At 44.4% G+C, this 25,748-nt stretch carries 25 protein-coding genes; 20 read left to right on the top strand and 5 right to left on the bottom strand.

The genetic code is table 11. The features are described from left to right. The first annotated feature begins 201 nt into the window (after nt 1-201). On the top strand, nt 202-1,362 hold the full coding sequence (gene galK, locus L3V33_RS10800; RefSeq protein ID WP_237290363.1) for a galactokinase: 1,161 nt from the start codon (nt 202-204) through the stop codon (nt 1,360-1,362). A gap of 111 nt (nt 1,363-1,473) precedes the next feature. Further along, entirely contained in the window at nt 1,474-2,553 is a 1,080-nt protein-coding gene (galM, locus tag L3V33_RS10795) for a galactose-1-epimerase (protein WP_237290362.1), read from the top strand. 218 nt (nt 2,554-2,771) lie between these two features. On the opposite strand, the gene L3V33_RS10790 is transcribed toward galM, so the two are convergent. After that, the gene (locus L3V33_RS10790) at nt 2,772-3,770 is read right to left on the bottom strand and encodes a substrate-binding domain-containing protein (protein WP_017080052.1); all 999 of its coding nucleotides are present in this window, start codon (nt 3,768-3,770) and stop codon (nt 2,772-2,774) included. A 197-nt stretch (nt 3,771-3,967) separates the two neighbouring features. Between L3V33_RS10790 and L3V33_RS10785 the strand changes: the two genes are divergently transcribed. Further along, the gene (locus L3V33_RS10785) at nt 3,968-4,300 is read left to right on the top strand and encodes a tRNA-binding protein (RefSeq protein WP_004734420.1); all 333 of its coding nucleotides are present in this window, start codon (nt 3,968-3,970) and stop codon (nt 4,298-4,300) included. Between the two features lie 46 nt (nt 4,301-4,346). Here the strand turns inward: L3V33_RS10785 and L3V33_RS10780 are convergent, their stop codons facing one another. After that, nucleotides 4,347-4,901: a gamma-glutamylcyclotransferase family protein gene (locus L3V33_RS10780; RefSeq protein ID WP_237290361.1), complete on the bottom strand. Its 555-nt coding sequence runs from the start codon at nt 4,899-4,901 to the stop codon at nt 4,347-4,349. A gap of 306 nt (nt 4,902-5,207) precedes the next feature. On the opposite strand from L3V33_RS10780, the gene L3V33_RS10775 reads away from it, so the two are divergent. Next, complete coding sequence (locus L3V33_RS10775) at nt 5,208-6,392, top strand: NnrS family protein (protein WP_065606090.1); 1,185 nt, start codon at nt 5,208-5,210, stop codon at nt 6,390-6,392. Between the two features lie 67 nt (nt 6,393-6,459). Here the strand turns inward: L3V33_RS10775 and L3V33_RS10770 are convergent, their stop codons facing one another. Continuing rightward, entirely contained in the window at nt 6,460-7,467 is a 1,008-nt protein-coding gene (locus L3V33_RS10770) for an adenosine deaminase (protein WP_237290360.1), read from the bottom strand. Between the two features lie 353 nt (nt 7,468-7,820). Between L3V33_RS10770 and L3V33_RS10765 the strand changes: the two genes are divergently transcribed. Then, entirely contained in the window at nt 7,821-8,138 is a 318-nt protein-coding gene (locus L3V33_RS10765; protein WP_017076239.1) for a DUF3622 domain-containing protein, read from the top strand. Between the two features lie 173 nt (nt 8,139-8,311). Here the strand turns inward: L3V33_RS10765 and L3V33_RS10760 are convergent, their stop codons facing one another. After that, nucleotides 8,312-9,358, bottom strand: coding sequence for a succinylglutamate desuccinylase/aspartoacylase family protein (locus L3V33_RS10760; RefSeq protein WP_017076238.1), 1,047 nt, complete (start codon nt 9,356-9,358; stop codon nt 8,312-8,314). A gap of 271 nt (nt 9,359-9,629) precedes the next feature. On the opposite strand from L3V33_RS10760, the gene L3V33_RS10755 reads away from it, so the two are divergent. After that, nucleotides 9,630-10,169, top strand: coding sequence for a DUF3332 domain-containing protein (locus L3V33_RS10755; protein ID WP_237290359.1), 540 nt, complete (start codon nt 9,630-9,632; stop codon nt 10,167-10,169). 168 nt (nt 10,170-10,337) lie between these two features. On the opposite strand, the gene L3V33_RS10750 is transcribed toward L3V33_RS10755, so the two are convergent. After that, the gene (locus tag L3V33_RS10750) at nt 10,338-11,810 is read right to left on the bottom strand and encodes an aminoacyl-histidine dipeptidase (RefSeq protein WP_237290358.1); all 1,473 of its coding nucleotides are present in this window, start codon (nt 11,808-11,810) and stop codon (nt 10,338-10,340) included. A 1,063-nt stretch (nt 11,811-12,873) separates the two neighbouring features. On the opposite strand from L3V33_RS10750, the gene L3V33_RS10745 reads away from it, so the two are divergent. The 14 genes from L3V33_RS10745 to pgpA all read left to right on the top strand — a co-directional run bounded on the left by L3V33_RS10745 (nt 12,874) and on the right by pgpA (nt 25,717). Further along, nucleotides 12,874-14,163 (top strand): NCS2 family permease, encoded by a 1,290-nt coding sequence (locus tag L3V33_RS10745; protein ID WP_004734411.1) that lies wholly within the window; start codon nt 12,874-12,876, stop codon nt 14,161-14,163. An 84-nt stretch (nt 14,164-14,247) separates the two neighbouring features. Continuing rightward, nucleotides 14,248-14,712 (top strand): oxytetracycline resistance phosphoribosyltransferase domain-containing protein Tet(34), encoded by a 465-nt coding sequence (gene tet(34), locus L3V33_RS10740; RefSeq protein ID WP_017076234.1) that lies wholly within the window; start codon nt 14,248-14,250, stop codon nt 14,710-14,712. 89 nt (nt 14,713-14,801) lie between these two features. Beyond that, entirely contained in the window at nt 14,802-16,055 is a 1,254-nt protein-coding gene (gene frsA, locus L3V33_RS10735) for an esterase FrsA (protein ID WP_026012376.1), read from the top strand. A gap of 143 nt (nt 16,056-16,198) precedes the next feature. Then, a complete protein-coding gene (gene crl / locus L3V33_RS10730) occupies nt 16,199-16,588 on the top strand; it encodes a sigma factor-binding protein Crl (protein ID WP_004734391.1) in 390 nt (129 codons plus the stop codon). A 121-nt stretch (nt 16,589-16,709) separates the two neighbouring features. Continuing rightward, nucleotides 16,710-17,849: a glutamate 5-kinase gene (gene proB, locus L3V33_RS10725; RefSeq protein ID WP_032498927.1), complete on the top strand. Its 1,140-nt coding sequence runs from the start codon at nt 16,710-16,712 to the stop codon at nt 17,847-17,849. A 74-nt stretch (nt 17,850-17,923) separates the two neighbouring features. Then, nucleotides 17,924-19,174, top strand: a complete 1,251-nt coding sequence (locus L3V33_RS10720; RefSeq protein WP_237290357.1) for a glutamate-5-semialdehyde dehydrogenase — start codon at nt 17,924-17,926, stop codon at nt 19,172-19,174. Between the two features lie 156 nt (nt 19,175-19,330). Beyond that, entirely contained in the window at nt 19,331-19,780 is a 450-nt protein-coding gene (nrdR, locus tag L3V33_RS10715) for a transcriptional regulator NrdR (RefSeq protein WP_004734394.1), read from the top strand. 40 nt (nt 19,781-19,820) lie between these two features. Next, nucleotides 19,821-20,945, top strand: a complete 1,125-nt coding sequence (gene ribD, locus L3V33_RS10710; RefSeq protein ID WP_237290356.1) for a bifunctional diaminohydroxyphosphoribosylaminopyrimidine deaminase/5-amino-6-(5-phosphoribosylamino)uracil reductase RibD — start codon at nt 19,821-19,823, stop codon at nt 20,943-20,945. Nucleotides 20,946-21,028: 83 nt separating this feature from the next. Continuing rightward, a complete protein-coding gene (locus tag L3V33_RS10705; RefSeq protein WP_102291179.1) occupies nt 21,029-21,685 on the top strand; it encodes a riboflavin synthase in 657 nt (218 codons plus the stop codon). A gap of 108 nt (nt 21,686-21,793) precedes the next feature. Next, entirely contained in the window at nt 21,794-22,903 is a 1,110-nt protein-coding gene (gene ribBA / locus L3V33_RS10700; protein WP_004734397.1) for a bifunctional 3,4-dihydroxy-2-butanone-4-phosphate synthase/GTP cyclohydrolase II, read from the top strand. Nucleotides 22,904-23,183: 280 nt separating this feature from the next. After that, nucleotides 23,184-23,654: a 6,7-dimethyl-8-ribityllumazine synthase gene (gene ribE, locus L3V33_RS10695; protein ID WP_004734398.1), complete on the top strand. Its 471-nt coding sequence runs from the start codon at nt 23,184-23,186 to the stop codon at nt 23,652-23,654. After that, nucleotides 23,654-24,121 carry a transcription antitermination factor NusB gene (gene nusB, locus L3V33_RS10690; protein WP_004734399.1) on the top strand — a complete coding sequence of 156 codons (468 nt, stop codon included), beginning with the start codon at nt 23,654-23,656 and terminating at the stop codon, nt 24,119-24,121. Before ribE ends, nusB begins: the two co-directional genes overlap by 1 nt. Before the next feature lie 115 nt (nt 24,122-24,236). After that, complete coding sequence (gene thiL / locus L3V33_RS10685) at nt 24,237-25,211, top strand: thiamine-phosphate kinase (protein WP_076645934.1); 975 nt, start codon at nt 24,237-24,239, stop codon at nt 25,209-25,211. Beyond that, nucleotides 25,211-25,717, top strand: a complete 507-nt coding sequence (gene pgpA / locus L3V33_RS10680; protein WP_029222303.1) for a phosphatidylglycerophosphatase A — start codon at nt 25,211-25,213, stop codon at nt 25,715-25,717. Before thiL ends, pgpA begins: the two co-directional genes overlap by 1 nt. Nucleotides 25,718-25,748 lie beyond the last annotated feature (31 nt).

Genomic DNA, 25,748 nt, shown 5'->3' with positions numbered 1-25,748 from the left:
AGCTTAGGAGCTTAAGGTTTTAGGAGCCTAGGAGCCTAGGAGCCTAGGAGCTTAAGAACTTAAGGTTTTAGAAGCTTAGAAGCTGATGTTGTCATTCCCTACCGTGAGAGACGAACGAGATAGGGGATCTAAAAGAATTAAAGTGGTGCCGTAAAGGGGCCATAACCAATTGAACAAAGAGTTTAACCAGAGAGTTTACTTATGTCTGACCTAATCCAAAACGTGAAAGCATCTTTTGAGCAAGTCCTTGGTTACCAAGCGACTCATATTATCCAAGCGCCAGGTCGTGTGAACCTGATTGGCGAGCACACTGACTACAACGATGGTTTTGTTCTACCGTGTGCCATTAACTACCAAACCGTTGTAGCGGCGGCGAAGCGTGACGACAATATCGTTCGTGTTGTGTCTGTGGATTACGGTAATGCCGTTGATGAATTCGACCTTACTCAAGAGATCACATTTCAACAAGACAAGATGTGGGCGAACTACATTCGTGGTGTGGTGAAGTGTTTAAAAGGTCGTGGTTTTGAATTTAAAGGTGCAGACATCTCTGTTACGGGCAATGTGCCTCAAGGCGCGGGTTTAAGTTCTTCTGCGGCATTGGAAGTCGTGATTGGTCAGACATTCAAGGTACTTTACAACCTAGAGATCAGCCAAGCTGAAGTTGCACTAAATGGCCAGCAAGCGGAAAACGAATTTGTAGGCTGTAACTGCGGCATCATGGACCAAATGATATCTGCAGAAGGCCGCGCAAATCACGCGATGCTTTTGGATTGTCGTAGCCTAGAAACTCAAGCGGTTTCTATGCCAGAAGATATGGCTGTGGTTATCATCAACTCAAACAAGAAACGTGGCTTAGTCGACAGCGAATACAACACGCGTCGTGAACAGTGTGAAGAAGCGGCACGCATCTTTGGTGTTCCTGCACTTCGTGATGTGACCATTGAGCAGTTCAAAGCGAAAGAGTCTGAGTTAGATGAAATGGTCGCGAAACGTGCTCGTCACGTGATCACTGAAAATGACCGTACCGTTGAAGCGGCTCAAGCTCTGCGTACTCATGACATGAAACGCATGGGCGAATTGATGGCTGAATCACATGCGTCAATGCGTGATGATTTTGAAATCACAGTCAAAGAAGTCGACACCTTAGTTGAGCTGGTAAAACACGTGATTGGTGACCAAGGTGGCGTGCGTATGACTGGCGGTGGTTTCGGTGGTTGTATTGTGGCATTGGTTCCACCGGCATTGGTTGATGAAATTAAAACAACCGTTGAGCAGAAATATCAAGCGGCGACGGGTCTAAAAGAATCTATTTATGTGTGCCAAGCGAAAGACGGAGCAGGCTTAGTTGCAGTAATCTAACCGCTTCGAGACTTAATATAGAGCTTACCAACTAAAAAGATCATGGTAGGCCAAATGCTAAAGCCTTTACTTCAGGTAGAGGCTTTTTACTGGCACTAGAAGGAATTTAGAATGACACAAGAGCAAAACCTGCATCAATCCATGACGCAGACTCCAGCCTATGATGGCCAACCCGCTCAGTTAGTGACGCTATCAAATACGCATGGCATGCAAGTGACATTCATGGACATTGGTGCAACATGGTTGAGCTGTATCCTGCCAGTAAAGGGAAATAAAAGAGAGGTTTTGTTGGGTGTTAACTCAATGGAGAACTTCGATAAACAAGCCAGCTATATGGGTACAACTGTTGGTCGTTATGCTAACCGCATAGCCAATGGTCGCTTTAAAATTGATGGTCAGAACTACACGCTGGAAACCAACCAAGCGGGCAATACTTTACATGGTGGTCCGAACGGTTTTGATAAACGTCGTTGGAATATTGCCGAGCAGACTGATACATCTGTATCGTTTACTTTAGAGTCGGCTGATGGCGATCAAGGCTTTCCGGGGAATTTGAATGTGTCGGTGCGTTATGAACTCACCGAAGATAATCGAGTTTCCATTCATTACTCTGCAACCACAGACAAGCCAACCGTGGTCAACCTAACGAATCATGCGTACTTCAATCTACTTGGCGCAGAAGCCGGACACGATTGTTTGTCACACATTGTGAGCATCAACGCCAATCAGTTCTTACCGACCAACTCGGTAGGTATTCCATTAGGCAATCTTAAATCGGTGAAATCGACCAGCTTCGACCTCAATCAGCCTATGATGATCTCAGAGCGTTTGTTGGGTGATGAACAGCAGAAAGCAGCAAAGGGTTACGACCACTCTTTCCTATTGGCTGATGGCTGTAAGCGCACTCAATGCGCTGCGACCGTAACGTCACCGGACGCGCTCGTCACACTAAAAGTATTTTCAACCAAACCTGCAATGCAGCTATACACCGGAAACTGGCTTGGTGGTACACCAAACCGAAGTGGTGGCAGCTATGAAGACTACGCTGGTTTGGCGTTAGAAACCCAGTTCTTACCTGACTCTCCTAACCACCCAGAGTGGAAGCAGGACAGTTGTATTCTCAAGCCTGAACAAGAATATAACTACCGTACCTGTTACCAGTTTGAATTTTCGGGGGATTCTTCAAACTAGTACGCTCTAGCTCAAAACGGTTACGCCAATTGCTTTTGTTTGTGAATAGAACGATGTGAGTTATCGCGTTGTTCTTGGGGGATGAGCAAAAGTGGCGCTCAACGAGTGTGTGATTTATTAAGCGCGATTGTTGGGTATCAGAGTAAGGTAGGAAAGCCCTAACAGAAGCGATTCTGTTAGGGCTTTTTTTGTTTGTTGTTTGGTGAGTTGACCAGGGCTTAGATTTTCTCTACCGAATTACGGCGCACCAAAGTCGGAGAGAACATCATTGGCTCCGTTGAGGTGTTTTCACCTTTGGCTAAGTGCAACGCGAGTCGTGTCGCTTTCTCTGCCATCATCTGAATCGGGTAGCGAATGGTGGTTAGCTTTGGATGAACATAGCGTGCAATCAAGCCATCATCGAAACCAATGATCGACATTTTGTCCGGCGCTTGAATACCGTTTTCATCTAAGACAGACAAAGCACCTGCCGCCATGTAATCGTTGTACGCAACAATGCCTGTGATTGGCAGTGATTTAGTCAAAAGGTTGGTCATGGCGTATTCTCCCCCTTCACTGGTGGGAGCTGAGTACTCAATATAGCTGTCAGATAACGCTATTTTGTAATCCGAGAGTGCTGACAAGTAACCTTGTACACGCTCATCGGCATCTTCAATGCTGTGCGATGAAGCGATACAGGCAATATTTTTATGACCATGACGAATCAGATATTCAGTCGCAAGATACGCGCCTTTCTTGTTGTCCAAGAAAATACAACGGTTGGCAATCTCAGCAATATAGCGATTGATCAGCACTAAGCCTTTGACTTCTTTTGCATAGGCAATCAGTTCTTCGTCTGTAAGGCCTTTTGAATGGATCACTAAGGCGTCGCAACGGCTATTGATCAGTAACTCAATCGCTTGTCTTTCTTCTTCACGATCGTGTGAGCCATTACCTACGAGGATATGCTTTCCGTTCTCACGAGCGACATTATCGACAGCCTTAACCAGCGTGCCAAAAAAAGGATCGGAGATATCACCAACCAACACACCGACGGTATTGGTGCTCTGGCTTACCAGCGCGCGAGCATTGGCATTCGGGCGATAGCCGAGTTTAGACATCGCTTTGGTGACGGATTCAATTGAGTTCGCACTTGCCTTCGGAGACTTATTTACGACTCGAGATACGGTTGCAACAGAAACACCAGCTTCCCTTGCGACATCTTTAATTGTTGCCATTTTTAACCTCTATACATTGCTGCATCTATTTAACACCGACAATGAGTGCAAGGCAACGAAACTCTCATTTTACTTCCAGTAATGAGATCTTTACCGCTTGTAATTATTAGGCTTAATGCTAGTGTAAACATTTACATTTTACTTAATTTTAGTAAATGATTTAATGGGTGAAAATAAATCAATATAGGAAGTGAGAAATGGATACTGTCTCTTATGGTGACTTTGCTAAGTTAGAAATGCGTGTCGGTAAGATCATTGAGGTTGTGCGTCATGAAAACGCAGACAAGCTGTACATCGTGCAAGTGGATATCGGTGAGAAGACGTTACAAACGGTGACCAGCCTAGTGCCTTACTACACCGAAGAAGAGTTGATGGGTAAGCAGGTTGTTGTTTTGTGTAATCTAGCGAAGGCGAAGATGAGAGGCCACACTTCTGAGTGCATGTTGTTATGTGCCGAAACGGAAGATGAATCTGAAAGTGTATTGCTGACACCGGAACGTGCGATGCCTGCAGGTATTCGTGTCGTTTAAGATCATTTTAGGTTGGAGAGCGATCGAGCTCACCAACCTAAATCAACTAGCTGCGAACAGTCAGTATCAAGCCATCAATCACACTGTGGTGGTGATCTGAAACCCCAGCAAGATTGCCGTATTTAGGCTGGTGACGATCATTTTCTAATGGGTGATGCCAACCTTGTGTATGTTGAACAAAGTGCGCCGCAAAGCTTTCAGACACTTCTAAACATCCTGCTAAGACCGTATCGACATAGGTTTGAACGATAGGGCTGTTTTCGCAAGGTGCTTCAATCTCGTCTTTGATGTAAACCCAGATCGATTGATCCTGTTTAAACTCATTTTGGCTTTCTATCTGAGAGGCCTTTAATTCGATTCGGTGATAACCACGCTCACGGCGATCAAACTCAGTCAGCGCAATATCATCCACTTCAAGTAAAACTCCATTCACTTCTCCCTCACCGAGATTTACGATCAAAGGTGACAAAACATAGCTGTCATCGATCTTACTCCAGTGACGAACTAGGCCATGCACTATCGCAGGAATCGCTTGTCCTGTTTGACCTGTGAGTTGACGAGAAGAGGAGTTGATCAAGCTACCATAACCAAAAATATACATCGCGTTCCCTGTCTGTTCTTTTGTATTTGAGACTAGTCTTACTATATGTTTGGCTTCATCAAATGTCAGTAGTTTTTATTTTACACACTCATGAGTCTAAATGACTTTATGGGGTGTGTTTTATTGACACTTTTTTGAAGCTTAAAGACTCCTTGTTGCTTGTTTTTATTGGCTTTATATCTTTGGCGCGTTTCATGCATTACGTTAGGCAATATTGCAGTGATGATTACTGCATCATGAATTTGACTATGAAATAGCAATTCCCAGAAGCCACTTTTGGCTTGTTATCTGAAATGAGGAACGAGTTTGTTAAATATCACAGATAAAAGTGTAGAAGATGCGATTCCTGCATATCTTCGATTAGGTTTTAGACCTTTCTTCTTTTTAGGCAGTCTCTATGCTGTGATCGCGATTGTAGCTTGGGTCATCATGTTCCAAAACGGCCAGCCAGAAATGCTAAAAGTACCGGCGCTTTGGTGGCACGTACATGAAATGCTGTTTGGCTTTGCCATGGCGATTGTGGTCGGTTTTGTGTTAACTGCGGTGCAAACGTGGACGGGCGTCAATGGAACCAAACACTATCGATTAGCCGGACTGGTTGGTTTGTGGTTGGCACCTCGTATTCTGTTTTGGACCCCCGCACCGTTATGGCTGATCTCATCGGTTGAGGCGTTGTTCTTAATCTTCGCCGCTTACGAAATTGGTTTCCGAGTTGTTAAATCGAAAGGCTGGAAGAATCTATTCTTTGTGCCGCTGTTTATATTGGCTATCGTGGCGAACTTTGCTAGTTACGCGACCGTTAAAGGTATGCCTCCATTCCCATCGTCTGCAGTATGGCACGCAATGTTATGGTGGTTTACCTTGCTGCTATCAGTGATGGGTGGGCGAGTTATTCCGTTCTTCACGGCACGTCGCTTCGATTTTGAAAAAGCACAACCACTGGTTTGGTTAGAATGGTTAGCGAATCTACCTTTGGTTGGCTTATTTGTATTGAGCTTCTTCCCATTGACCTTTGCTCAAGTCGGCAATGAGTTGATGGTATTTGCAGGTGTGACTCAGTTGGTGCGCTTTATCCGCTGGAAGCCTTGGACTACGTTATCTGAACCCTTGGTGTGGTCGCTGCATGCGGCTTACCTATGCATCCCTTTAAGCTTGCTGCTACGTGGTTTATTAGACAACCCGTTCGCGAGCCACAACATGCTGCACTTGTTTGCGATTGGCGGTTTGAGTGGATTAATTCTTGCGATGATTACGCGCGTGACAATGGGGCATACCGGTCGTGCTATCTATAAAGGGCCAAGTATGGCGTTAGCGTTCTCGGCTATTTTTGTCGCGGCTTTGGTTCGCAGCGTAGGTGTGACTTTCTTCCCTGCGTATTTATTTGAGATGGTGAACATCAGCGCGGGTTTATGGACGCTAGCATTCGGGTTGTTTATCTGGAAGTTCGGCATGATGCTTTTAACGCCAAGAGTGGATGGTCACCCAGGCTAAGCCAATGGGTTATCAACTCATACTAAAAGGGAAGCTCTGAGCTTCCCTTTTTGATCTTGATAACTCATTAAGTATTCGCAGCAAGATATTGACGTACCTGTGCAATGAGATCTTCTTTGGCGTGAGGCGAGATGAAACTCGCTTCGACAGCATTAATACTGAATTGCGCTAATTCGTTTTTAGTCAGTGGATGAGCATTGGCGACGGCGAAGAAGTTATCATTCATATAGCCGCCGAAGTAAGCCGGATCATCGGAATTGATGGTGACGCACAACCCTTTTCTCAGCAACTCGACGATGTTGTGCTCTTGCATGGTGTCGAAGACCTTGAGCTTTGTATTCGACAACGGGCAAACGGTCAAAGGGATACGCTTCGCGGCTAACTTTTCCATTAACGCGTCATCGTCGATACAGCGAACGCCATGATCAATACGAGTAATGCCTAACAGACTTAATGCATCGATAATGTTTTGTGCTGGCCCTTCTTCTCCGGCATGTGCAACGGCCAAGAACCCTTGATTGATGGCCTCTTGAAATACGTGTTTAAACTTCTCTGGTGGGTTGCCTTGCTCTGATGAATCAAGTCCGACACCTATAATTTTGTCTTTGAAGGGAAGCGCTTGTTTTAGTGTTTCAAAAGCACTCTCTTCATCAAGATGTCGAAGAAAGCACATGATGAGTTGACTAGTAATATCGAGTTCGTGTTCGGCCTGTTGCAAAGCATGACTGATACCACTAACAACGGTTTCAAAAGCTACCCCACGTTCGGTATGAGTCTGCGGGTCAAAAAATATCTCGGTATGAATTACGTTGTCTTGCTGGCATTTCAGGAGGTAAGCCCAAGTTAGGTCATAGAAGTCTTGTTCATTAATCAGTACGTTAGCGCCTTGGTAATAGATATCGAGAAAGGATTGAAGATTGTGGAATTGGTATGCGTCTCTTACTTGGTCTGGGTTTTCAAAGGGAATTGAAATGTTATTACGCTTGGCGAGTTTGAACATTAGTTCAGGTTCTAGCGAGCCTTCAATATGCAAGTGCAGCTCAACTTTAGGTAAGTTTTTGATAAAGCTATCCATAGCAACTCCTTAGCTATTGTAATTATGGGCGGAGTAGGTGAGATGTTTTGATGGCGAGATCCGAGTACATAAGCTATCTCGTTTTTTATCTTTGTTTGAGCATAGTCTATTTCGTTGTGGCCGATAAAACTGGGCGTAAATTGGTGGCGAATCGAGAGTTACGAACCCATTGAAATCAGGCGCAAACGATTTGCAGCATTAGAGTGTGATCCGCTGCAAATATTTGCAGCAATATTCATTGATTTGTGCTCTAATACCGCGCTTACCAAGGGATGGTGTTAAAAGATGCTCACTTAGATGGAGTTATCAAAGTGACCGATCCCTTAATGATCTCCCTTAGGAAAATATAGAACATGTCTAAGAACAAAAAATTTGATATCCGCCTTACAGAAAAACGCAGCGGTTGGTGTGCAGAAATTACTCGTCAAGTAACGTCTCGCAGCACGACAGTATCTAAGCGTCAATCTGATTTTGAAACTGAAGCTCTAGCACAAGAGTGGGCTGAGAAAGAACTAGCATCTTTCATCTCAAACCAAGCTGAACGTAACGAGCGTAAATCAGAACAGCGTAAAGAGCGTGACGACCTACGTCACACTAAAGAGCTTAAAGCTGAGCAAGCACGTGAAGCACGCGCAAAAGCTCGTGAAGAAGAGCAAGAAGACGCTGAGTAATTCGGTGCACGATTAACTTATAGGTCCCTTAATTTTAAGATAAGGGACTTATAAAAAAAGCCCCAATATAGTCACCTATATTGGGGCTTTTTCGTTTGTGGAGTTCGTTTCTATTTTGCCTAAGAGCGACGGTTTTGATTTGTCGCTTTTAACGTCGAGCTATCAAGCTTTAATCAGTTGTTCAGCGCGGTTAACCAATCGTCTTCTGCTACTTCTTCAATGTAGCTTTCTACGGATTGGCCTACTTCTTCATCGTCTTGTTTGAAGTAAGCAATGTGGAACACCGCATCACCTTCATTCACCAGAGGCAGCGTTTGCTGACCAATCACGATACCACCTTTAGTCGTGATCACTTGCCCTTCTTCGTGCCCTAGAGGAGAGCTGATGTAAGCCAAAGTTTGTCCGGCTTCCACTTGTTCGCCAAGTCTTACCATATTACGCAAGATACCGTCTGATTCAGCGCGGATCCAACTGGTTGATTTACTGAGCACGGGTTCAGGTAGCTTTTTGCGGTTTGGACGCAGCATGCCAATTTCTTTCATTACTTGATGAACACCGAGGTAGCCTGCACGAATCGCTAAATGATCAAAACGCAGAGCCTCACCACCTTCGTACGTTAACACCGGAATGCCAAGCTTCTCGGCTTCGCTACGCAGTGAACCATCACGCAGAGGTGAATCAATGATGACTGGTGTTGCGAACGCTTTCGCAATACGTAGTGTTTCTGGGTTAGACAAGTTTGCACGAATTTGTGGCAGGTTCGTACGGTGAATCGCACCCGTGTGAAGATCCAGAATGTAATCACAGTGCTTCGCTACATTTTCAAAGAAAGTGTGTGCGATACGTGATGTCAGTGATCCTTTCTCACTGCCAGGGAAGCAACGGTTTAGGTCGCGACGGTCTGGTAGGTAACGAGACTTATGAATGAAGCCAAACACGTTAACGATCGGCACAACAATTAATGTCCCTTTTAGTTTATTGGGTTCAATTGCGTTCGTTAACTGTCGTGCAATCTCAACACCGTTTAACTCATCACCGTGGATAGCAGCGTTTACCATTAGTGTTGGGCCTGCTTGGCGACCGTGGATGATCTCAATCGGGATCGAAAGTGGAGAGTGCGTGTAAAGCTGAGCCGCTTGCAGTTCAATCTCTTTTCGTTGTCCTGGCTGAACAGTATAACCAAGTAATTCGAATGGTTGATTAGGTTTTAGTCTTGCCATTTAGGTTGTTCTCAACATAGTGATAATTCATTAACACGGAATGTAGCAATCGTTGATTTTTAGTACGAATCAATCGCTTTACGGTGACGACAAAACTTTTTTATGGAGGGGCTTTGGAATTGGTTTCTATTTTTTATTTACGATAACTGAGGGGGCTTTTATTTGTGATTTTCCTGACAATTTATTGATTTTAATCTGATAATTCTGGATGTGAGGGCTGTTATCATCCATCGCCATTTTTTGGCGGCCAAATTCATATATTGAGATAAAAATGAAAAAAACAATTACTAAGATCGTTGCACTGGCGGTGGTTTCTATCGCTCTATCTGGTTGTGTTGGTAGCAACGCAGTTACAGGTTACTTAATGAAGTTTAACGTGAAGGCTGTTGATAACCGTTACGCTCGTGGTGGTCTTAACATTCTGTTAGCTCCAGCTTACGGTTTAACTGTTGCTGCGGATTACTTGGTATTCAACTCACTAGAGTTCTGGACGGGTAGCAACCCACTAACAGGTGCTCCGCACATCTTTGATACTAAGACTGATACTTACCTTGATATCAACGATCAGCTTGATAAGTCACTGACTGAAGCGCCAGTAGGCCCGATCACGAGTGCCGATATGATTGAGAAAGGTCAAATGCAGCAGATCGACGAAAACACTATCCAAATGGACATCACTTACCAGTCTGGTGAGCGTGCGACGTTAATCGGTGTTCGTGATGGCGAGATGGTGACGTACTTCATCGACGGCGAAGTCGTGGCACAAACTTCAATTGATGAGCTAGAAAGCTACGCGGCTTCACGCGCTTAATTATTTAGTCACAAGTAGCAGTGACAAAGATTAGATACAAAAACAGGTACTCATTGAGTACCTGTTTTATTTTGTTCTTAATAAACGGTGTTTACTGAAAAGTGCTATTTATTGAAGAGCTCATTTATTGGAAAACACCATTTACTGAAAAACACATAGCTAATCGATTTATGCTTTTTCTGGGATCGCAGCAAGTAATGCAACCATTTGGTTCCAAAACAATTCAACAGTATCGATCTTCACTTTCTCATCAGGAGAGTGTGGGAACTTGATCGTTGGGCCGAAAGAAACCATATCCATGTTCGGATAAGGTTCTTTGAACAGACCACACTCAAGGCCAGCATGGATAACCATAATGTTTGGCTTGTGACCGTAGATGCCTTCGTACATGTCGCGGAAGATATGCATGATCTCTGAATCTGCGTCTGGTTTCCAACCTGGGTAAGCACCAGAGAACGCGATGTTAGCGCCTGCTAGTTCAGCAACAGAGTGAAGCATACTTTCTACTTGGCTACGACCAGAGTCGATAAGAGAACGGATCAAGCAAAGTACTGTGATTGAATTTTCTTCCGTTGTGATAACACCTACGTTTAGAGACGTTTCAACAACACCTTCAATCTCGTCACTCATACGAATCACGCCATTTGGACATGCGTTAAGTGCCGCGATAAAGCGAGCTTGGTCTGCTGATGCTAGTGTGCCCATTTCAACTGAAGCTTCTTCGTTGAAGGTCACGATGCTGTCTTCAACTTTACCTAGCTCTGTTGAAAGCAGCTCTGTGTAGTAGTTGTATAGCGAAGCCAGTTTTTCTTGGTTTACAGCAGGAACCGCAACCGTTACGAAACCTTCACGAGGGATCGCATTACGAAGGCTACCACCTTTGAATTCTACGATGCGAAGGTCTAGCTCTTTTGCGTGACCCGCTAGGAAGCGAGCAATCAGTTTGTTTGCGTTTGCACGACCGGTGTGGATGTCACAACCAGAGTGACCGCCTTTTAGGCCTTTTAGCGTTAGCTTGCGTGTTACGAAGTCAGCTGGAATCGCATTACGTGCAATTTCAAATGTCATTGCGCCGTCGATACCGCCCGCACAACCCATGTACACTTCGCCTTCTTGCTCTGAGTCAGTATTAAGAAGGATATCACCTTCTAACCAACCGGCTTCAAGACCGAACGCACCAGTCATGCCTGCTTCTTCATCTACAGTGAGTAGAACTTCGATAGGACCGTGTTGGATTTCGTTCGAAGCAAGAACTGCTAAGCAAGAAGCCATGCCCATGCCGTTATCAGCACCAAGCGTTGTGCCTTTTGCTGTAACCCATTCGCCATCGATGTATGGTTGGATTGGATCTTTTGTAAAGTCGTGATCAGTGTCTTCGTTCTTTTGTGGAACCATATCGATGTGAGCTTGTAGCACGACACCTTTTTTGTTTTCCATACCCGGCGTTGCTGGCTTTTTGATGAATACGTTGCCTGTTGGGTCGCGACGTACATCTAGGCCTTGCTCTGTTGCCCACGCAATAATGTTTTGAGCAAGCTCCTCTTCATGTTTCGAAGGGTGCGGGATTGAACAAATTTTATCGAAAAACTGCCAAATAGGGGCAGGGGACAATTTACTGATCTCAGAATGGAATTCAGACACGGATGACTCCTTTTTTATTTGATAACCATATATTTAGGATTTCTATAGGTAAAAACTTAGAATAAAAATCTAAAATATGGGTCTGTTTTGATGGCAACAGCATACCACTTGAGCGTTTTGACGAGTAGCGGTTATAAACCTCAAATACCTCAAATTTTGAAAGCGATCTTGTCCACCTGATCATAATTAAGAGACTTGATGCTTATAAATGGCGCAGGCAAACGTTTGTTTAATTCTATTCTGTAATTTAATTACAGAAATAGGTTTTAAAAATAACCATAATTGGCCGAAAGTGTGACGTATAGCAAAAAATACTTGTAATCTTTTTTCTTTAGGGTATATTAATAACCAACTTCTGAGATGAAGAGTAAATGCTCAAAGGATGAGTCCGTTTTATCGCCTCCAAGGAACCGAGAAATCAAATTCGTTTTTTATTGATTTATTAAGGTGATAGTTATGAAAGGTTTACCATCTGCAATGTTCTGGATTAACAGCTCTGTTTACACTAGCAACTTTGCATACCCTACAAGCTTTGGTTACTAATACCGTAAGCATGTAACTCGAACAGTTTTGTTCACCCCTATATATTGGAATTCTTTTACAGCCCTTTTGGTTGACAGATTCTACCGCCACTCAGTTTTGAGTGGCGTTTTTTTGCCTGCTACTTTTCCAAACCGCTTTCGCTTGTCACTTTCTTTGCTGTTCTGAGTGGTTGTTTTTTAAACGCCAAAATGTCAATTTGCGTCTTATTACTGATCCTGTTGAAAAATACACAACTCTTGTGGGTTTAAATTGAGAATATGATGGCTACATTCTCAATGGAAATAACCGATGGTTGAAAAAATAACCAAGTAATCTCATCGCCTTTATTTTGATTAAACTATTGTTTTTAATCATTATTATTTTTGTTATTTCTCGTTTTTAATCGCTTTGTTTCATACGGCATTCTGATAAATATCGATTAGAGCCTTAATTCTATCTGGAATTTGTTATTTGATAACTTTATAATCCACAGCCAATCGTTTACGCAACCGTTTACTTTTTACCCTTATAGGATTCGATAATGTTCGAAAAGCTATTCAAACTCAGTGAAAATGGCACCAATGTGCGCACTGAAATCATCGCAGGTCTAACAACCTTCCTAACAATGGCTTACATTATTTTTGTAAACCCAATGATTCTAGCTGATGCTGGTATGGACCATGGCGCTGTATTTGTAGCAACCTGTTTAGCGGCTGCTATTGGCTGTTTCATCATGGGCTTTGTTGCTAACTACCCAATTGCTCAAGCTCCAGGCATGGGTTTGAACGCATTCTTTACCTACGCTGTTGTAATGGGTATGGGTTATACATGGCAAGTTGCTCTAGCAGCGGTTTTCGTATCAGGCGTGATCTTCATCTTCTTAAGTATCTTTAAGATTCGTGAATGGATTATCAACTCGATCCCTATGTCTCTGCGTGTTGGTATCTCTGCTGGTATCGGCCTTTTCCTAGCGTTTATCGCGCTTAGCAATGCAGGCATCGTTGTTTCTAACCCAGCGACTAAAGTTTCACTGGGTGACATTACCGCGATTGCTCCTATCTTAGGCGCGCTTGGTTTCTTCATTACTATTGCTCTTGTTCACCGTGGTGTGAAAGGCGCAGTAATGATCGCGATTCTCGCTATCACAGCGATTGGTATTGCGATCGGTGACGTTCAATACGGCGGCATCATGTCGACACCACCAAGCCTTGCACCTACATTCATGCAGCTTGATTTTTCTGCTGTATTTGAAATCGGTATGATTTCAGTTGTATTCGCATTCTTGTTCGTCGATTTGTTCGATACAGCGGGTACTCTGGTTGGTGTTGCAACGAAAGCAAACCTAATCAAAGAAGACGGTAAACTACCGCGCTTGAACAAAGCACTGCTTGCTGACTCTACAGCAACATCTATTGGTGCATTGCTAGGTACATCAAACACAACTTCTTATGTTGAGAGTGTTGCGGGTGTTGCTGAAGGCGGTCGTACAGGTCTAACTGCTGTTGTTGTTGGTATCTTATTCCTACTGGCTCTTTTCTTCTCGCCACTTGCAGGTATGATTCCGGCTTACGCAACATCAGGTGCACTTTTCTATGTAGCAATTCTGATGATGTCTGGACTAGTTGGCATTGATTGGCGTGATCTTACGGAAGCCGCACCAGTCGTGGTAACATGTCTGCTTATGCCGCTGACGTACTCTATCGCTGAGGGTATCTCACTAGGTTTCATCGCTTACGCTGCAATTAAGCTGCTAAGTGGTAAAGGTCGCGACGTTTCACCTGCGGTATGGGTAATGTCCGTTATCTTTATTCTTAAATACATTTTCGCTTAATCGTCTAGATTTCTGCTTAATCGCTGAAGAGGCTATGTTTGAAATAGCCTCTAATAACATGACAAAATTATTAGGTTTTATACTATGAGCAACAAATTCATTATCACTTGGGACAACATGCAGACTTACTGCCGTCAACTTGCTGAAAAGCAAATGCCAGCAGAGCAGTGGAAAGGCATCTGGGCGGTAAGCCGTGGTGGTTTGGTTCCTGGTGCAATCTTGGCTCGTGAGCTAGGTATTCGTCACGTAGATACGATTTGTATTTCTAGCTACGACCACGATCACCAGCGCGATATGACTGTAGTTAAAGCACCTGAAGGTGATGGTGAAGGCTTCTTAATCGTTGAAGATCTTGTTGATAGTGGTGACACTGCACGCAAGCTTCGCGAAATGTACCCTAAAGCGAAACTGATTGCTGTTTGTGCAAAACCATCTGGTGCACATTTACTAGACGAGTACATCGTGGATATCGCTCAAGACACATGGATTGAGCAACCTTGGGATACTAGCTTAAGCTTCATTGAGCCAGTAAATCGCAAGTCAAAATAAGCGTAAACTTAGTTTTTTGAGAAATGACCCTTTATAGGGTCATTTTTTTTTATATGATTAGTAACAACCATTTCTTATTAAGTATCCCAATGTCTGAATCAGAAGAAACGAGCTCGAACCTTTCGGAAACATTGTTTGTAAAGCACAAGCAGGCCAAAGAGACCTCAATGCTTACTCGCTACATGCCAAGTTCAGAAGAACTGTTGGATAAAAAGCGTGAAGAGCAGAACTCATCTTGGTATCGAAACCTAAGACGTCTTCAGTGGGTATGGCAAGGCGTTAACCCAATTGAGCAAGAAGCGGTATTGGCTCGCATTGCGTCATCAGACAATTCACGCACGACTGATGAGTGGCTAGACACCGTGATGGGTTACCGCAGCGGTAACTGGGCATACGAGTGGACCAAGCTAGGTATGCAGCATCAGAATCGTTCTAATGAAAAGAACGGCGAAGAAATGGCTGAAGAGTTATTTTCAGCATCGCTGTGTTTCAGCATTGCGGGCTACCCACATCTAAAGAACGATAACCTTGCTGCTCAAGCACAGGTATTAGCGAATGCGGCGTATTCTGAAGCGATCAAACACACTAAATTGATCGTCAAACAAATCGAAGTGCCGTATCAAAACAAAAAGATTAAGGCGAACTTACATCTAACCAAAACAGATAAACCACAACCTGTCGTGATCGTGAGTGCAGGTTTAGATAGCCTGCAAACTGACATGTGGCGTTTGTTTAGAGATTACCTAGCACCGAAAAACATTGCGATGCTAACGATTGATATGCCGTCGATAGGGCACAGTTCGCATTGGCCTTTGACGGAAGATTCTTCTTGCCTGCATCAAGCCGTGCTGAATGAACTGCCTAACATTCCATGGGTGGACCATCATAAAGTCGGTCTGTTTGGGTTCCGATTCGGTGGTAACGCGATGGTGAGGTTATCCTTCCTTGAGCAGCACAAACTCAAAGCCTGTATCTCTCTTGGCGCACCGATCCACGATATCTTTGTTCATGCGGACAAACTTAAGCAGATGCCTAAGATGCACTTGGACGTATTGGCTTCGCGTCTTGGTAAAGGAGCAGTGGATATCAATAGCCTTTCTGGGCAACTGATGGCTTGGTCATTGAAGGTGCAAGGCTTGCTGGCTAACAGTAAAACCAGTGTTCCTATTTTGGCATTGGCTTTGGAAGGTGACCCTGTTTCACCGCATCTGGATAATCAACTGGTTGCTATTTACAGTGATTACGGCAAAGCGAAGAAAATCAAAACCAAATCAATTACACAGGGGTATGAGCAATCCCTCGAATTAGCGATAAAGTGGCTTGAGGATGAATTATTTAGATGACATTTCTCCGAAATTAGTTAAGCATGAAAAGTGTACAAAGTAAGTACCTGATACTCAGAGAAAATTTATAAAATCCAACTGCGTGTTTTCTACGTATTGCAGTCTGAGTAACGTCATTCTTAACATTGAAATGGAGATTCAATATGTCAGAAGTGACACAACAACCTACGCATTATCGCTTGTTAAACGTTTTAAAGGCTATTGGGCCTTACTTGAGGGAACCGCAATCAGAAGATGGTCATTACATTTTTGATTGCTTGTCTGTGTGTGTGAACGATAAAAAGTCACCAGAAGAGCGTGAATTCTGGGGATGGTGGCTAGAGTTGGATAAGTCGGAAGAAGGATTTTCGGCGAAGTACAACACGGGTAAATACAACATCGATGGTAACTGGGATCCTTTGCCATTACCTAAAAAGGCGGTCGCTGAGGTGTCTCGAACTCAAGAAGCCTTTCACCAAAAGCTGGTTGACGAACTTCAAAAGAAATTTGAAATCGGCGTTCAGTTAGACGAAGAGTCTGTCGAATTCGTCTGATTTTAAAGGTTACTCTTCTCTATAAAGCAAAAAGGTGCGATTTCGCACCTTTTCTACTTGTGAATTCTCTTGTTGATTGCTAAAACATCACCTCTTATTTGTTTTATTCATAAAAGACTTCATGACAACAAATCATCAAAGCGGGACAACAACACAGAGTAAAACTGTCGTTGTTAAACTGGGTACCAGTGTCTTAACTGGTGGAACATTGGCATTAGACCGCGCTCACATGGTTGAGCTGGTTCGTCAATGTGCTGAATTAAAAAAACAAGGCCACTCTGTGGTTATGGTTTCGTCTGGTGCAATTGCAGCCGGACGTGAGCACCTTGGTTACCCCGCACTTCCCAACTCGATGGCGAGCAAACAATTGCTTGCGGCAGTTGGGCAAAGTCAGTTGATTCAAGTTTGGGAGTCTTTGTTTGCTATCTATGGCCTTAAAATTGGCCAGATGCTACTGACTCGTGCTGATCTCGATGATCGCGAGCGTTTTCTGAATGCACGTGACACGATCAACGCGCTCGTTGAGCACGATATTATTCCGGTAGTAAACGAAAACGATGCAGTAGCCACCAATGAAATTAAAGTGGGTGACAACGATAACTTGTCGGCACTGGTTGGTATTTTATGCGGCGCTGATAAGCTTTTGCTATTAACCGACCAAAAAGGCCTGTTTACGGCAGACCCTCGTAAAGACCCAAATGCTGAGCTCATCAAAGAAGTAAAAACCATTGATGACACACTGCGTAAGATCGCAGGTGGCAGTGGTACTACGTTAGGTACCGGCGGCATGGCGACAAAACTGCAGGCGGCTGATATTGCTCGTCGTGCGGGTATCGAAGTGATTATTGCAGCAGGCAGTGCTGAAAATGTGGTGTTTGATTCATTGAGTGACAACCCACAAGGCACACGTTTCTTGCCTTTAGCTGAAGCGCTTGAAAACCGTAAACGTTGGATTCTAGCAGGCCCGGCTTCTGCTGGTGACATCGTAGTCGACGATGGAGCGGTAAACGCAGTTAACACTAAAGGCAGTAGCTTGTTGGCCAAAGGGGTTGTTCGAGTTAAAGGCGAATTCTCTCGTGGTGAAGTCACCCAAGTCACAGACAGTAAAGGCAAAGTAATTGCGCGTGGTATCGCCAGTTATTCAAGCCAAGACCTAGCAAAAATTGCAGGCAAGCACAGTAAAGATATTGGCGACATTCTTGGATACGATTATGGGTCAGAAGTCATTCACCGTGACGACCTGGTTGTGATTCAAGAGTAGTTCGTGATCTCGTGATGATAAGGCGAATCGCCTTTTTACATCCAAAGACAGACAGAATTTAGGGAGAGTTAAACGTGGATTTAACTAACATGGGTATCGCAGCAAAAGACGCTGCTTTTCACCTGGCGACCGCATCAACGGCGCAAAAGAATAAAGCATTGGCGATTATCGCTGATGAGCTAGAAGCAAACGCTGCAACGATTCTAGAAGCGAATGCAAAAGATATCGAATTAGGCCGTGAAGCCGGTCTAACTGATGCACTGCTTGATCGTCTACTTCTTAATGAAGAGCGCTTAACCGGCATCGCTAACGATGTGCGTAACGTAATTAGCCTTAACGACCCTGTGGGCAGCGAGATTGACAGCAAGGTACTGGAAAACGGTATGTCACTGTCTCGCCGCCGTGTGCCACTTGGTGTGGTTGGTGTTATTTATGAAGCGCGTCCAAACGTAACTATCGATATTGCAGCACTGTGTCTGAAAACTGGTAACGCAAGCATTCTACGTGGTGGTAAAGAGACGTTCTTCTCGAACATGGAACTGGTTAAAGTTATCCAGTCTGCATTAGAGAAAGCTGAGCTTCCTGCCGCTTCTGTGCAGTACATCGAGAAGCCAGATCGTGAACTTGTCTCTCAACTGCTTAAACTGGATGACTATGTGGATATGATTATTCCTCGTGGCGGCGCTGGCTTACACAAGATGTGTAAAGAGAACAGCACCATCCCAGTGATCATCGGCGGCTTTGGTATCAGCCACATCTTTGTTGATGAAAGTGCGGACCTTGAAAAGTCGGTAGATGTTGTTGAAAACTCAAAAGTTCAACGCCCATCTGCATGTAACTCGCTAGATACATTGCTAGTGCATGAAGCGGTTGCTGAGGCTTTCCTTGCTAAGCTGACACAGCGTTTAGCAGGCAAGGTTACCTTAGTTGCTGACACTAGCGCAAAATCTCTGATAGCGGGTTTTGAAGACCAACGTGATGCGGTTGAAGGTGACTTTGACACTGAATGGCTAAGCTACACGTTAGGCGTGAAAGTGGTAGCGGATGTGGCAGAAGCGATTGACCACATGCGCGTACACAACGCGAGTCACTCAGATGCGATCATGACTAATAGTCTAGAGAGCTCAGAGCGTTTCATTAACTCTGTTGGTTCTGCGGCGGTTTATGTGAATGCATCAACACGTTTCACTGATGGCGCACAGTTTGGTTTAGGCGCTGAAGTCGCAGTATCAACCCAGAAGCTGCACGCTCGCGGCCCAATGGGTTTAGAAGAACTGACAAGCTACAAATGGGTAGGTAAAGCGAACTATTTGATTCGCGGTTAACGCTGGTCGTTAATTTTACTCCTCAGCTCATTTTTGAAATGGCGATCGAGTAGCAATAATCAATGAATCACCACACAAAAGGGCCTTAATTGGCCCTTTTTCTTTCCTAACGTTTGGCAATTCCGTTACACTGATATTCAATTATTTGGAGGTGATATGCATTGTCCTTTTTGTTCAGAGAACGACACTAAAGTAATCGATTCAAGACTGGTAGCCGATGGCCATCAGGTTCGTCGTCGCCGTCAATGCCTTGCATGTAGTGAACGTTTTACGACTTTCGAATCGGCAGAACTTGTGATGCCTAAAGTCATAAAGTCGAATGGAAACCGCGAACCATTTAATGAAGATAAAATGGTGGGTGGTGTACAGCGCGCCCTAGAAAAACGCCCAGTGAGTGCTGATGCGATTGAACTTGCTATCAGTACGATTAAGTCACAACTCCGTGCAACTGGTGAGCGTGAAGTACCAAGCGAGATGATTGGTAACCTTGTGATGGGCCAATTGAAAGAATTGGATAAAGTGGCGTATATTCGTTTTGCCTCTGTTTACCGCAGCTTTGAAGACATCCGAGAGTTTGGCGAAGAAATCGCTAAATTAGAGGATTAACTCCTCAATCATGTCAAACTTTACTCCCCTAGATTTTCAAATGATGTCGCGTGCTATTCAGTTAGCAAAACGCGGCATTTACACCACTGCCCCGAACCCTAATGTTGGCTGTGTTATCGTACAAAGTGACGGTCAGATCGTTGGTGAAGGTTTTCACGCCAAAGCCGGTGAACCTCATGCTGAAGTACATGCCATGCGAATGGCTGGCGATAAGGCAAAAGGCGCGACTGCTTATGTCACGCTAGAGCCTTGCTCGCACTATGGTCGAACGCCACCTTGTGCGGAAGGTTTGATTAAAGCTCAAGTAGCCAAAGTGATTTGTGCCATGCAGGACCCAAACCCAAAAGTTGCAGGTCGTGGTATCAAAATGCTACGCGATGCGGGTATTGAGGTTGAAATCGGTTTATTAGAGCAAGATGCTCTCGACTTGAACCCTGCGTTTATCAAGCGTATGCAAACGGGCATGCCATTCGTTCAGTTAAAGATGGCCGCTAGCCTTGATGGGCAAACGGCATTGGAAAATGGTCAAAGCCAGTGGATCACATCGCCAGAAGCGCGTCGTGATGTCCAGAACTACCGAGCAAAATCAGGCGCTGTGCTATCAACTAGCCAGACGGTGATTGAAGACAACGCGTCGTTGAATGTTCGCTGGGCAGAGTTGCCAAGCAGTATCAAAGATCATTACGCTGAAGACGAGCTGCGTCAGCCGATTCGCGTGATTCTTGATCGTCAAAATCAACTGCGTCCTGAGCTCAAGTTATTTCAAACTCCAACATCGGTATTGAGAGTCGCTGAAGCGTCTGCTGATATTGAAGTCGGAACCACAGAGGCAGGTCAGCTCGATTTACGCGATCTGATGCGTCAATTGCCAGCGAACCATATTGATCATATTTGGGTCGAAGCGGGCGCGACATTGGCCAAGAGCTTGATTGAAGAACAGCTGGTGGATGAGCTAATCCTCTATTTAGCACCTAAACTTATGGGCAGTGACGGACGAGGTTTGATGGGCGCATTAGGGCTCACTTCAATGTCTGACGTTATTGACCTAGAAATTAAAGATGTTCGACAGGTTGGTGTGGATATTCGCATCGTCGCGAAACCTATTATTGCGAAATCAATTGTTACGAAACCTACTGTCGCGAAACCAATTGCGGCTAACCAATAGTCGCGAAATAAATCGTGACGAAACCACAGTAGAAATAGTTACTCCAACTGCATACGTGTCGTTGACAACAAAAGAGTTTTAAAATGTTTACAGGAATTGTAGAAGCCGTAGGTACATTGAGTGCAATCACTCCCCGCGGAGAAGACATCACCGTAACGGTTAATGTTGGTAATCTTGATATGGCTGACGTTAAGTTAGGCGACAGTATCGCAACCAATGGTGTGTGTTTGACGGTCGTTGAGTTCAATGACCACAGCTACAGTGCAGACCTTTCGCTTGAGACCCTGAAAAAAACGGGTTTTGTGGATTACCAAGCTGGCGATAAGGTCAACCTAGAGAAAGCAATGCTACCGACTACGCGTTTCGGTGGTCATATTGTATCGGGTCACGTTGATGGCGTGGGTGAGATTGTTGAGCGTAACCAAGTCGGTCGTGCGATTGAGTTCTGGGTAGAAATGCCTGCAGAGATCTCAAAGTACGTAGCTCAAAAAGGTTCAGTCACTGTTGATGGTATTAGCCTGACGGTGAACGATTTACGCAAGAATGCCTTTAAGTTGACTATCGTTCCTCACACCTCTTCAGAAACCACCATTGATCAATTCAATGTTGGTCGTAAAGTGAATCTAGAAGTCGATGTATTAGCGCGTTATATGGAGCGTCTACTGCAAGGCCAGCAGCAAGAGTCTGAGCCTGAATCTCGATTAACGATGGAATTCTTACAGCAGAATGGTTTTGCCTAACCGTTGGTACAAAGTGCACGAAACATCACTTTGTAAAAGCGAGCAATATCATCAGGTTTAAATAGTGTCGGTTCTAGGAAGCAGAACCATTTCAAAGGATATAGAACAATGCCAATTAGTACTCCTCAAGAAATTATTGAAGACATTCGCCTAGGAAAAATGGTTATCCTGATGGATGATGAAGATCGCGAGAATGAAGGCGATCTGATCATGGCAGCAGAACATGTCACGCCAGAAGCGATTAACTTCATGGCGATGTATGGCCGTGGCTTAATTTGCCTAACGTTGACGAAAGAGCGTTCAAATCGCATGGGTCTAGCGCCTATGGTTCAAGACAACAATGCTCAATACACGACGAACTTTACGGTTTCAATTGAAGCTGCTGAGGGCGTAACAACGGGTATTTCTGCGTCAGACCGCGCTGTTACCGTTCAAGCGGCTGTGGCAAAAGATGCGAAAGCGGCTGACTTAGTTCAACCTGGTCATATCTTCCCACTGACAGCTCAAGAAGGTGGTGTTCTAACACGCGCAGGCCACACTGAAGCAGGCTGTGATTTAGCTCGTCTAGCAGGCTGTGAGCCAGCATCTGTTATCGTTGAGATCCTAAATGACGACGGCACCATGGCACGTCGCCCTGATCTTGAAGTCTTCGCTGAAAAACACGATATCAAATTAGGCACCATTGCTGACTTGATTGAATACCGCAACAACACAGAAACGACGATTGAACGTGTAGCACAATGTCATTTGCCAACAGAGTTTGGTGACTTTGAGCTTGTGACTTACCGTGACACGATTGATAACCAGATCCACTACGCGATGCAAAAAGGTGACCTGTCTGTAGGCGCTCCTTTAGTGCGTGTTCACCTGCATGACACGTTTACCGATCTACTTCACTCAGACCGTGGTACAGAGCGTAGCTGGTCACTAGATAAAGCGATGAAGCGCATTGGCGACGAAGGCGGTGTGTTGGTTATTCTTGGCAACGAAGAGTCGTCTGATTCTTTGATTCACAAAGTGAAGACATTCGAAGCTCAAGATAAGAACGAGCAGCCAACCATGGCTAAGAAGCAAGGTACCTCGCGTCGTGTTGGTGTCGGTTCTCAGATTCTACAAGACCTAGGTGTTCACGATATGCGTCTGCTTTCTTCAAGCACTAAGCGTTACCACGCATTGGGTGGTTTTGGTCTTAACGTTGTTGAGTATGTTTGCGAGTAAGTCGACATATCTCTGTTTATAGCAACATAATTTACCGATGATTCCAGTGGCTCTTTTGGTGATTAGTTTTGCCAAAAGAGTAAAGTAGTTAAGCCCGATTCAAAACGTGTTAAATACACGAGCTTGACTACTGGTTGCTCCTATATGGTTGAGAGCCGTGCTGCGTTATCATCTTTACATCTCCGGTGTCTGTTCTTCTAAATTAGCATTAGATATTGCTCACAGTTTTGTGCTAGAATCCGGCGATTCTCACTTGATGAAAATAGTTAAAGGAAGGCTTATGAAAGTGATCGAGGGTGGCTTCCCAGCGCCAAATGCAAAAATTGCTATCGTTATTGCTCGTTTCAACAGTTTTATTAACGAAAGTTTACTTTCTGGTGCAATCGATACTTTAAAGCGTCATGGACAAGTAAGCGAAGACAACATCACTGTTGTTCGTTGCCCTGGTGCAGTAGAGCTTCCACTTGTAGCGCAACGCGTTGCAAAAACAGGTAAGTTCGATGCGATTGTATCTCTTGGTACAGTAATCCGTGGCGGTACACCTCACTTTGACTATGTTTGTAGTGAATGTAATAAAGGTTTGGCACAAGTGTCTCTGGAATTTTCACTTCCAGTTGCGTTTGGTGTTCTTACTGTTGATACGATCGATCAAGCTATTGAACGCGCAGGAACCAAGGCTGGTAATAAGGGTGCAGAAGCCGCACTTAGCGCACTTGAGATGATCAACGTTCTTTCTGAAATCGATTCCTAATGGGGGCCAGTGTGAAACCAGCCGCACGTCGTAACGCACGTCAATTTGCTCTACAAGCAATTTATTCTTGGCAAATTACTAAAGAAAATATTGCTACCGTTGAAGAACAGTTCTTATCTGGTGGTAAGTATGATGAAGAAGAGCATCATGCCGCAGAACCTGCTCTAGCTATGCCAGAAACAGACGTTGCATACTTCCGCGACTTACTAACTGGTGTTGCTCTTAGCCACATGGAACTTGATAGCAAGCTTCGTCCATTCGTATCTCGCCCTATGCAAGATCTGGATTTGATGGAACTAGCGCTTCTACGTTTAGCTATGTACGAGATGACTCGTCGCGAAGATGTACCATACAAAGTGGTTATCAACGAAGCTATCGAGCTTGCAAAAGTATTTGCAGCAGAAGACAGCCATAAGTTTGTTAACGGTGTGCTTGATAAAGCTGCACCACACGTTCGTAAGAAATAAGACGTTCGTATATTGAATCTAAAGGTCAGCTTTTATGCTGGCCTTTTTTGTAACTAAATTTCTGTAATCTCAATAATTACGGTGATTTGTATGAAGACTAAAGATAGGGCATGTGATGTCTGGCGAATTTAACCTGATTGAAAAATATTTTGTAAATCGACAACCACAACGTAAAGACGTACATCTGGCTGCCGGCGATGACTGTGCTTTGGTCAAAGCGCCGGGCAATGTTGAGATAGCGATCAGCACCGACACTTTAGTTGCAGGTACGCACTTTTTAGCCGAAGCGAATCCTGCATGGGTGGCGCATAAAGCGTTAGCTTCGAACATTAGCGACCTTGCTGCGATGGGGGCGACGCCTGCTTGGGTTTCATTTGCGTTAACTATGCCAGAAGTCGATGAAGAATGGCTTGCTCCCTTCTGTGATTCCTTTTTCAAGCTCGCTGACTACTTTGGTATTCAGTTAATTGGTGGTGACACAACCAAAGGGCCACTAAGTCTGACATTGACTGTACAAGGTTTTGTGCCAGAAGGTCGAGCACTGCGTAGAGATGGCGCTAAAGTGGGCGACTGGATTTACGTAACGGGTAACCTAGGTGATAGCAAAGCAGGCCTAGAAGTATTACTTGAGCCAGAACAGAATAAAGTCAGACCTTATGCTCTTGAACTTGAAGAAAGGCACTATCTGAGCGTTCCTCGAGTATTGGCTGGTCAAGCGCTAGTGAACCTTGCTTCGTCTGCTATTGATATCTCTGACGGTGTTATTGCTGATTTAAAACATATCCTTAAGCGTTCTCAGGTTGGTGCGAGCATTGATGTGAGTACGTTGCCAATTTCTCCAGAACTACGTCAGTTCGCATCTGATATTGCTTCGGCTCAACAGTATGCGTTGACCAGTGGTGAAGAGTACGAACTGTGCTTTACTGTGCCGGAAGAGAATAAAGGCTCATTGGAAAGTGCTTTGTCACACACTGGAACAAAAGTCACCTGCATTGGCCAGATAAGACCTGTAGAATATTTTGAATTACACAATAATGGTGAACCACTGAGTTGGAACTTAACTGGTTACGATCACTTTAAGGTTAATTGATGACAAACCCACTTTCTGCAATCTCTCTTAAAAATCCTTGGCACTTATTGGCAACGGGTTTTGGTAGTGGCTTATCGCCGATTATTCCCGGCACCATGGGCACGCTTGCGTCGATCCCATTTTATCTATTGCTGGTTCAGTTACCTTTCCCTATTTATGTCATTCTTGTGGTTGTGAGCTGCATTATTGGTATCAAAATATGCCAAGTGACGTCTGATGACATGGGCGTGCACGATCACGGCTCTATTGTATGGGATGAGTTTGCGGGCTTTTGGATCACCATGGGCCTAGTGCCGTTGTTGGGTATTCCTGTTAATGATTGGAAATGGCTATTTGCTGGCTTCGTGCTGTTTCGTTTTTTCGATATGGTAAAGCCTTGGCCAATTGGTTGGTTAGACAAGCGAGTTCACGGCGGCTTAGGTATCATGATTGATGATATCGTGGCGGGTATTATGGCGGCGATTTCGCTGTATGCAGTGGCTCATTTTTCAGGTTGGCTCGTTTAAGAATCAATATCCAAAGAACGAACAATAATAG

The organism is Vibrio sp. A2-1 (assembly GCF_021728355.1).
Classification (GTDB): Bacteria; Pseudomonadota; Gammaproteobacteria; order Enterobacterales; family Vibrionaceae; genus Vibrio; species Vibrio splendidus_K.
This window is presented reverse-complemented; position numbering and strand designations above follow the sequence as displayed.

Bases quoted from the DNA above. Each gene is read 5' to 3' on its own strand.
- galK (WP_237290363.1), top strand. From the start codon at position 202: ATGTCTGACCTAATCCAAAACGTGAAAGCATCTTTTGAGCAAGTCCTT.
- galM (WP_237290362.1), top strand. From the start codon at position 1,474: ATGACACAAGAGCAAAACCTGCATCAATCCATGACGCAGACTCCAGCC.
- L3V33_RS10790 (WP_017080052.1), bottom strand. From the start codon at position 3,770: ATGGCAACAATTAAAGATGTCGCAAGGGAAGCTGGTGTTTCTGTTGCA.
- L3V33_RS10785 (WP_004734420.1), top strand. From the start codon at position 3,968: ATGGATACTGTCTCTTATGGTGACTTTGCTAAGTTAGAAATGCGTGTC.
- L3V33_RS10780 (WP_237290361.1), bottom strand. From the start codon at position 4,901: ATGTATATTTTTGGTTATGGTAGCTTGATCAACTCCTCTTCTCGTCAA.
- L3V33_RS10770 (WP_237290360.1), bottom strand. From the start codon at position 7,467: ATGGATAGCTTTATCAAAAACTTACCTAAAGTTGAGCTGCACTTGCAT.
- L3V33_RS10765 (WP_017076239.1), top strand. From the start codon at position 7,821: ATGTCTAAGAACAAAAAATTTGATATCCGCCTTACAGAAAAACGCAGC.
- L3V33_RS10760 (WP_017076238.1), bottom strand. From the start codon at position 9,358: ATGGCAAGACTAAAACCTAATCAACCATTCGAATTACTTGGTTATACT.
- L3V33_RS10755 (WP_237290359.1), top strand. From the start codon at position 9,630: ATGAAAAAAACAATTACTAAGATCGTTGCACTGGCGGTGGTTTCTATC.
- L3V33_RS10745 (WP_004734411.1), top strand. From the start codon at position 12,874: ATGTTCGAAAAGCTATTCAAACTCAGTGAAAATGGCACCAATGTGCGC.
- frsA (WP_026012376.1), top strand. From the start codon at position 14,802: ATGTCTGAATCAGAAGAAACGAGCTCGAACCTTTCGGAAACATTGTTT.
- crl (WP_004734391.1), top strand. From the start codon at position 16,199: ATGTCAGAAGTGACACAACAACCTACGCATTATCGCTTGTTAAACGTT.
- proB (WP_032498927.1), top strand. From the start codon at position 16,710: ATGACAACAAATCATCAAAGCGGGACAACAACACAGAGTAAAACTGTC.
- nrdR (WP_004734394.1), top strand. From the start codon at position 19,331: ATGCATTGTCCTTTTTGTTCAGAGAACGACACTAAAGTAATCGATTCA.
- ribD (WP_237290356.1), top strand. From the start codon at position 19,821: ATGATGTCGCGTGCTATTCAGTTAGCAAAACGCGGCATTTACACCACT.
- L3V33_RS10705 (WP_102291179.1), top strand. From the start codon at position 21,029: ATGTTTACAGGAATTGTAGAAGCCGTAGGTACATTGAGTGCAATCACT.
- ribBA (WP_004734397.1), top strand. From the start codon at position 21,794: ATGCCAATTAGTACTCCTCAAGAAATTATTGAAGACATTCGCCTAGGA.
- ribE (WP_004734398.1), top strand. From the start codon at position 23,184: ATGAAAGTGATCGAGGGTGGCTTCCCAGCGCCAAATGCAAAAATTGCT.
- nusB (WP_004734399.1), top strand. From the start codon at position 23,654: ATGGGGGCCAGTGTGAAACCAGCCGCACGTCGTAACGCACGTCAATTT.
- thiL (WP_076645934.1), top strand. From the start codon at position 24,237: ATGTCTGGCGAATTTAACCTGATTGAAAAATATTTTGTAAATCGACAA.
- pgpA (WP_029222303.1), top strand. From the start codon at position 25,211: ATGACAAACCCACTTTCTGCAATCTCTCTTAAAAATCCTTGGCACTTA.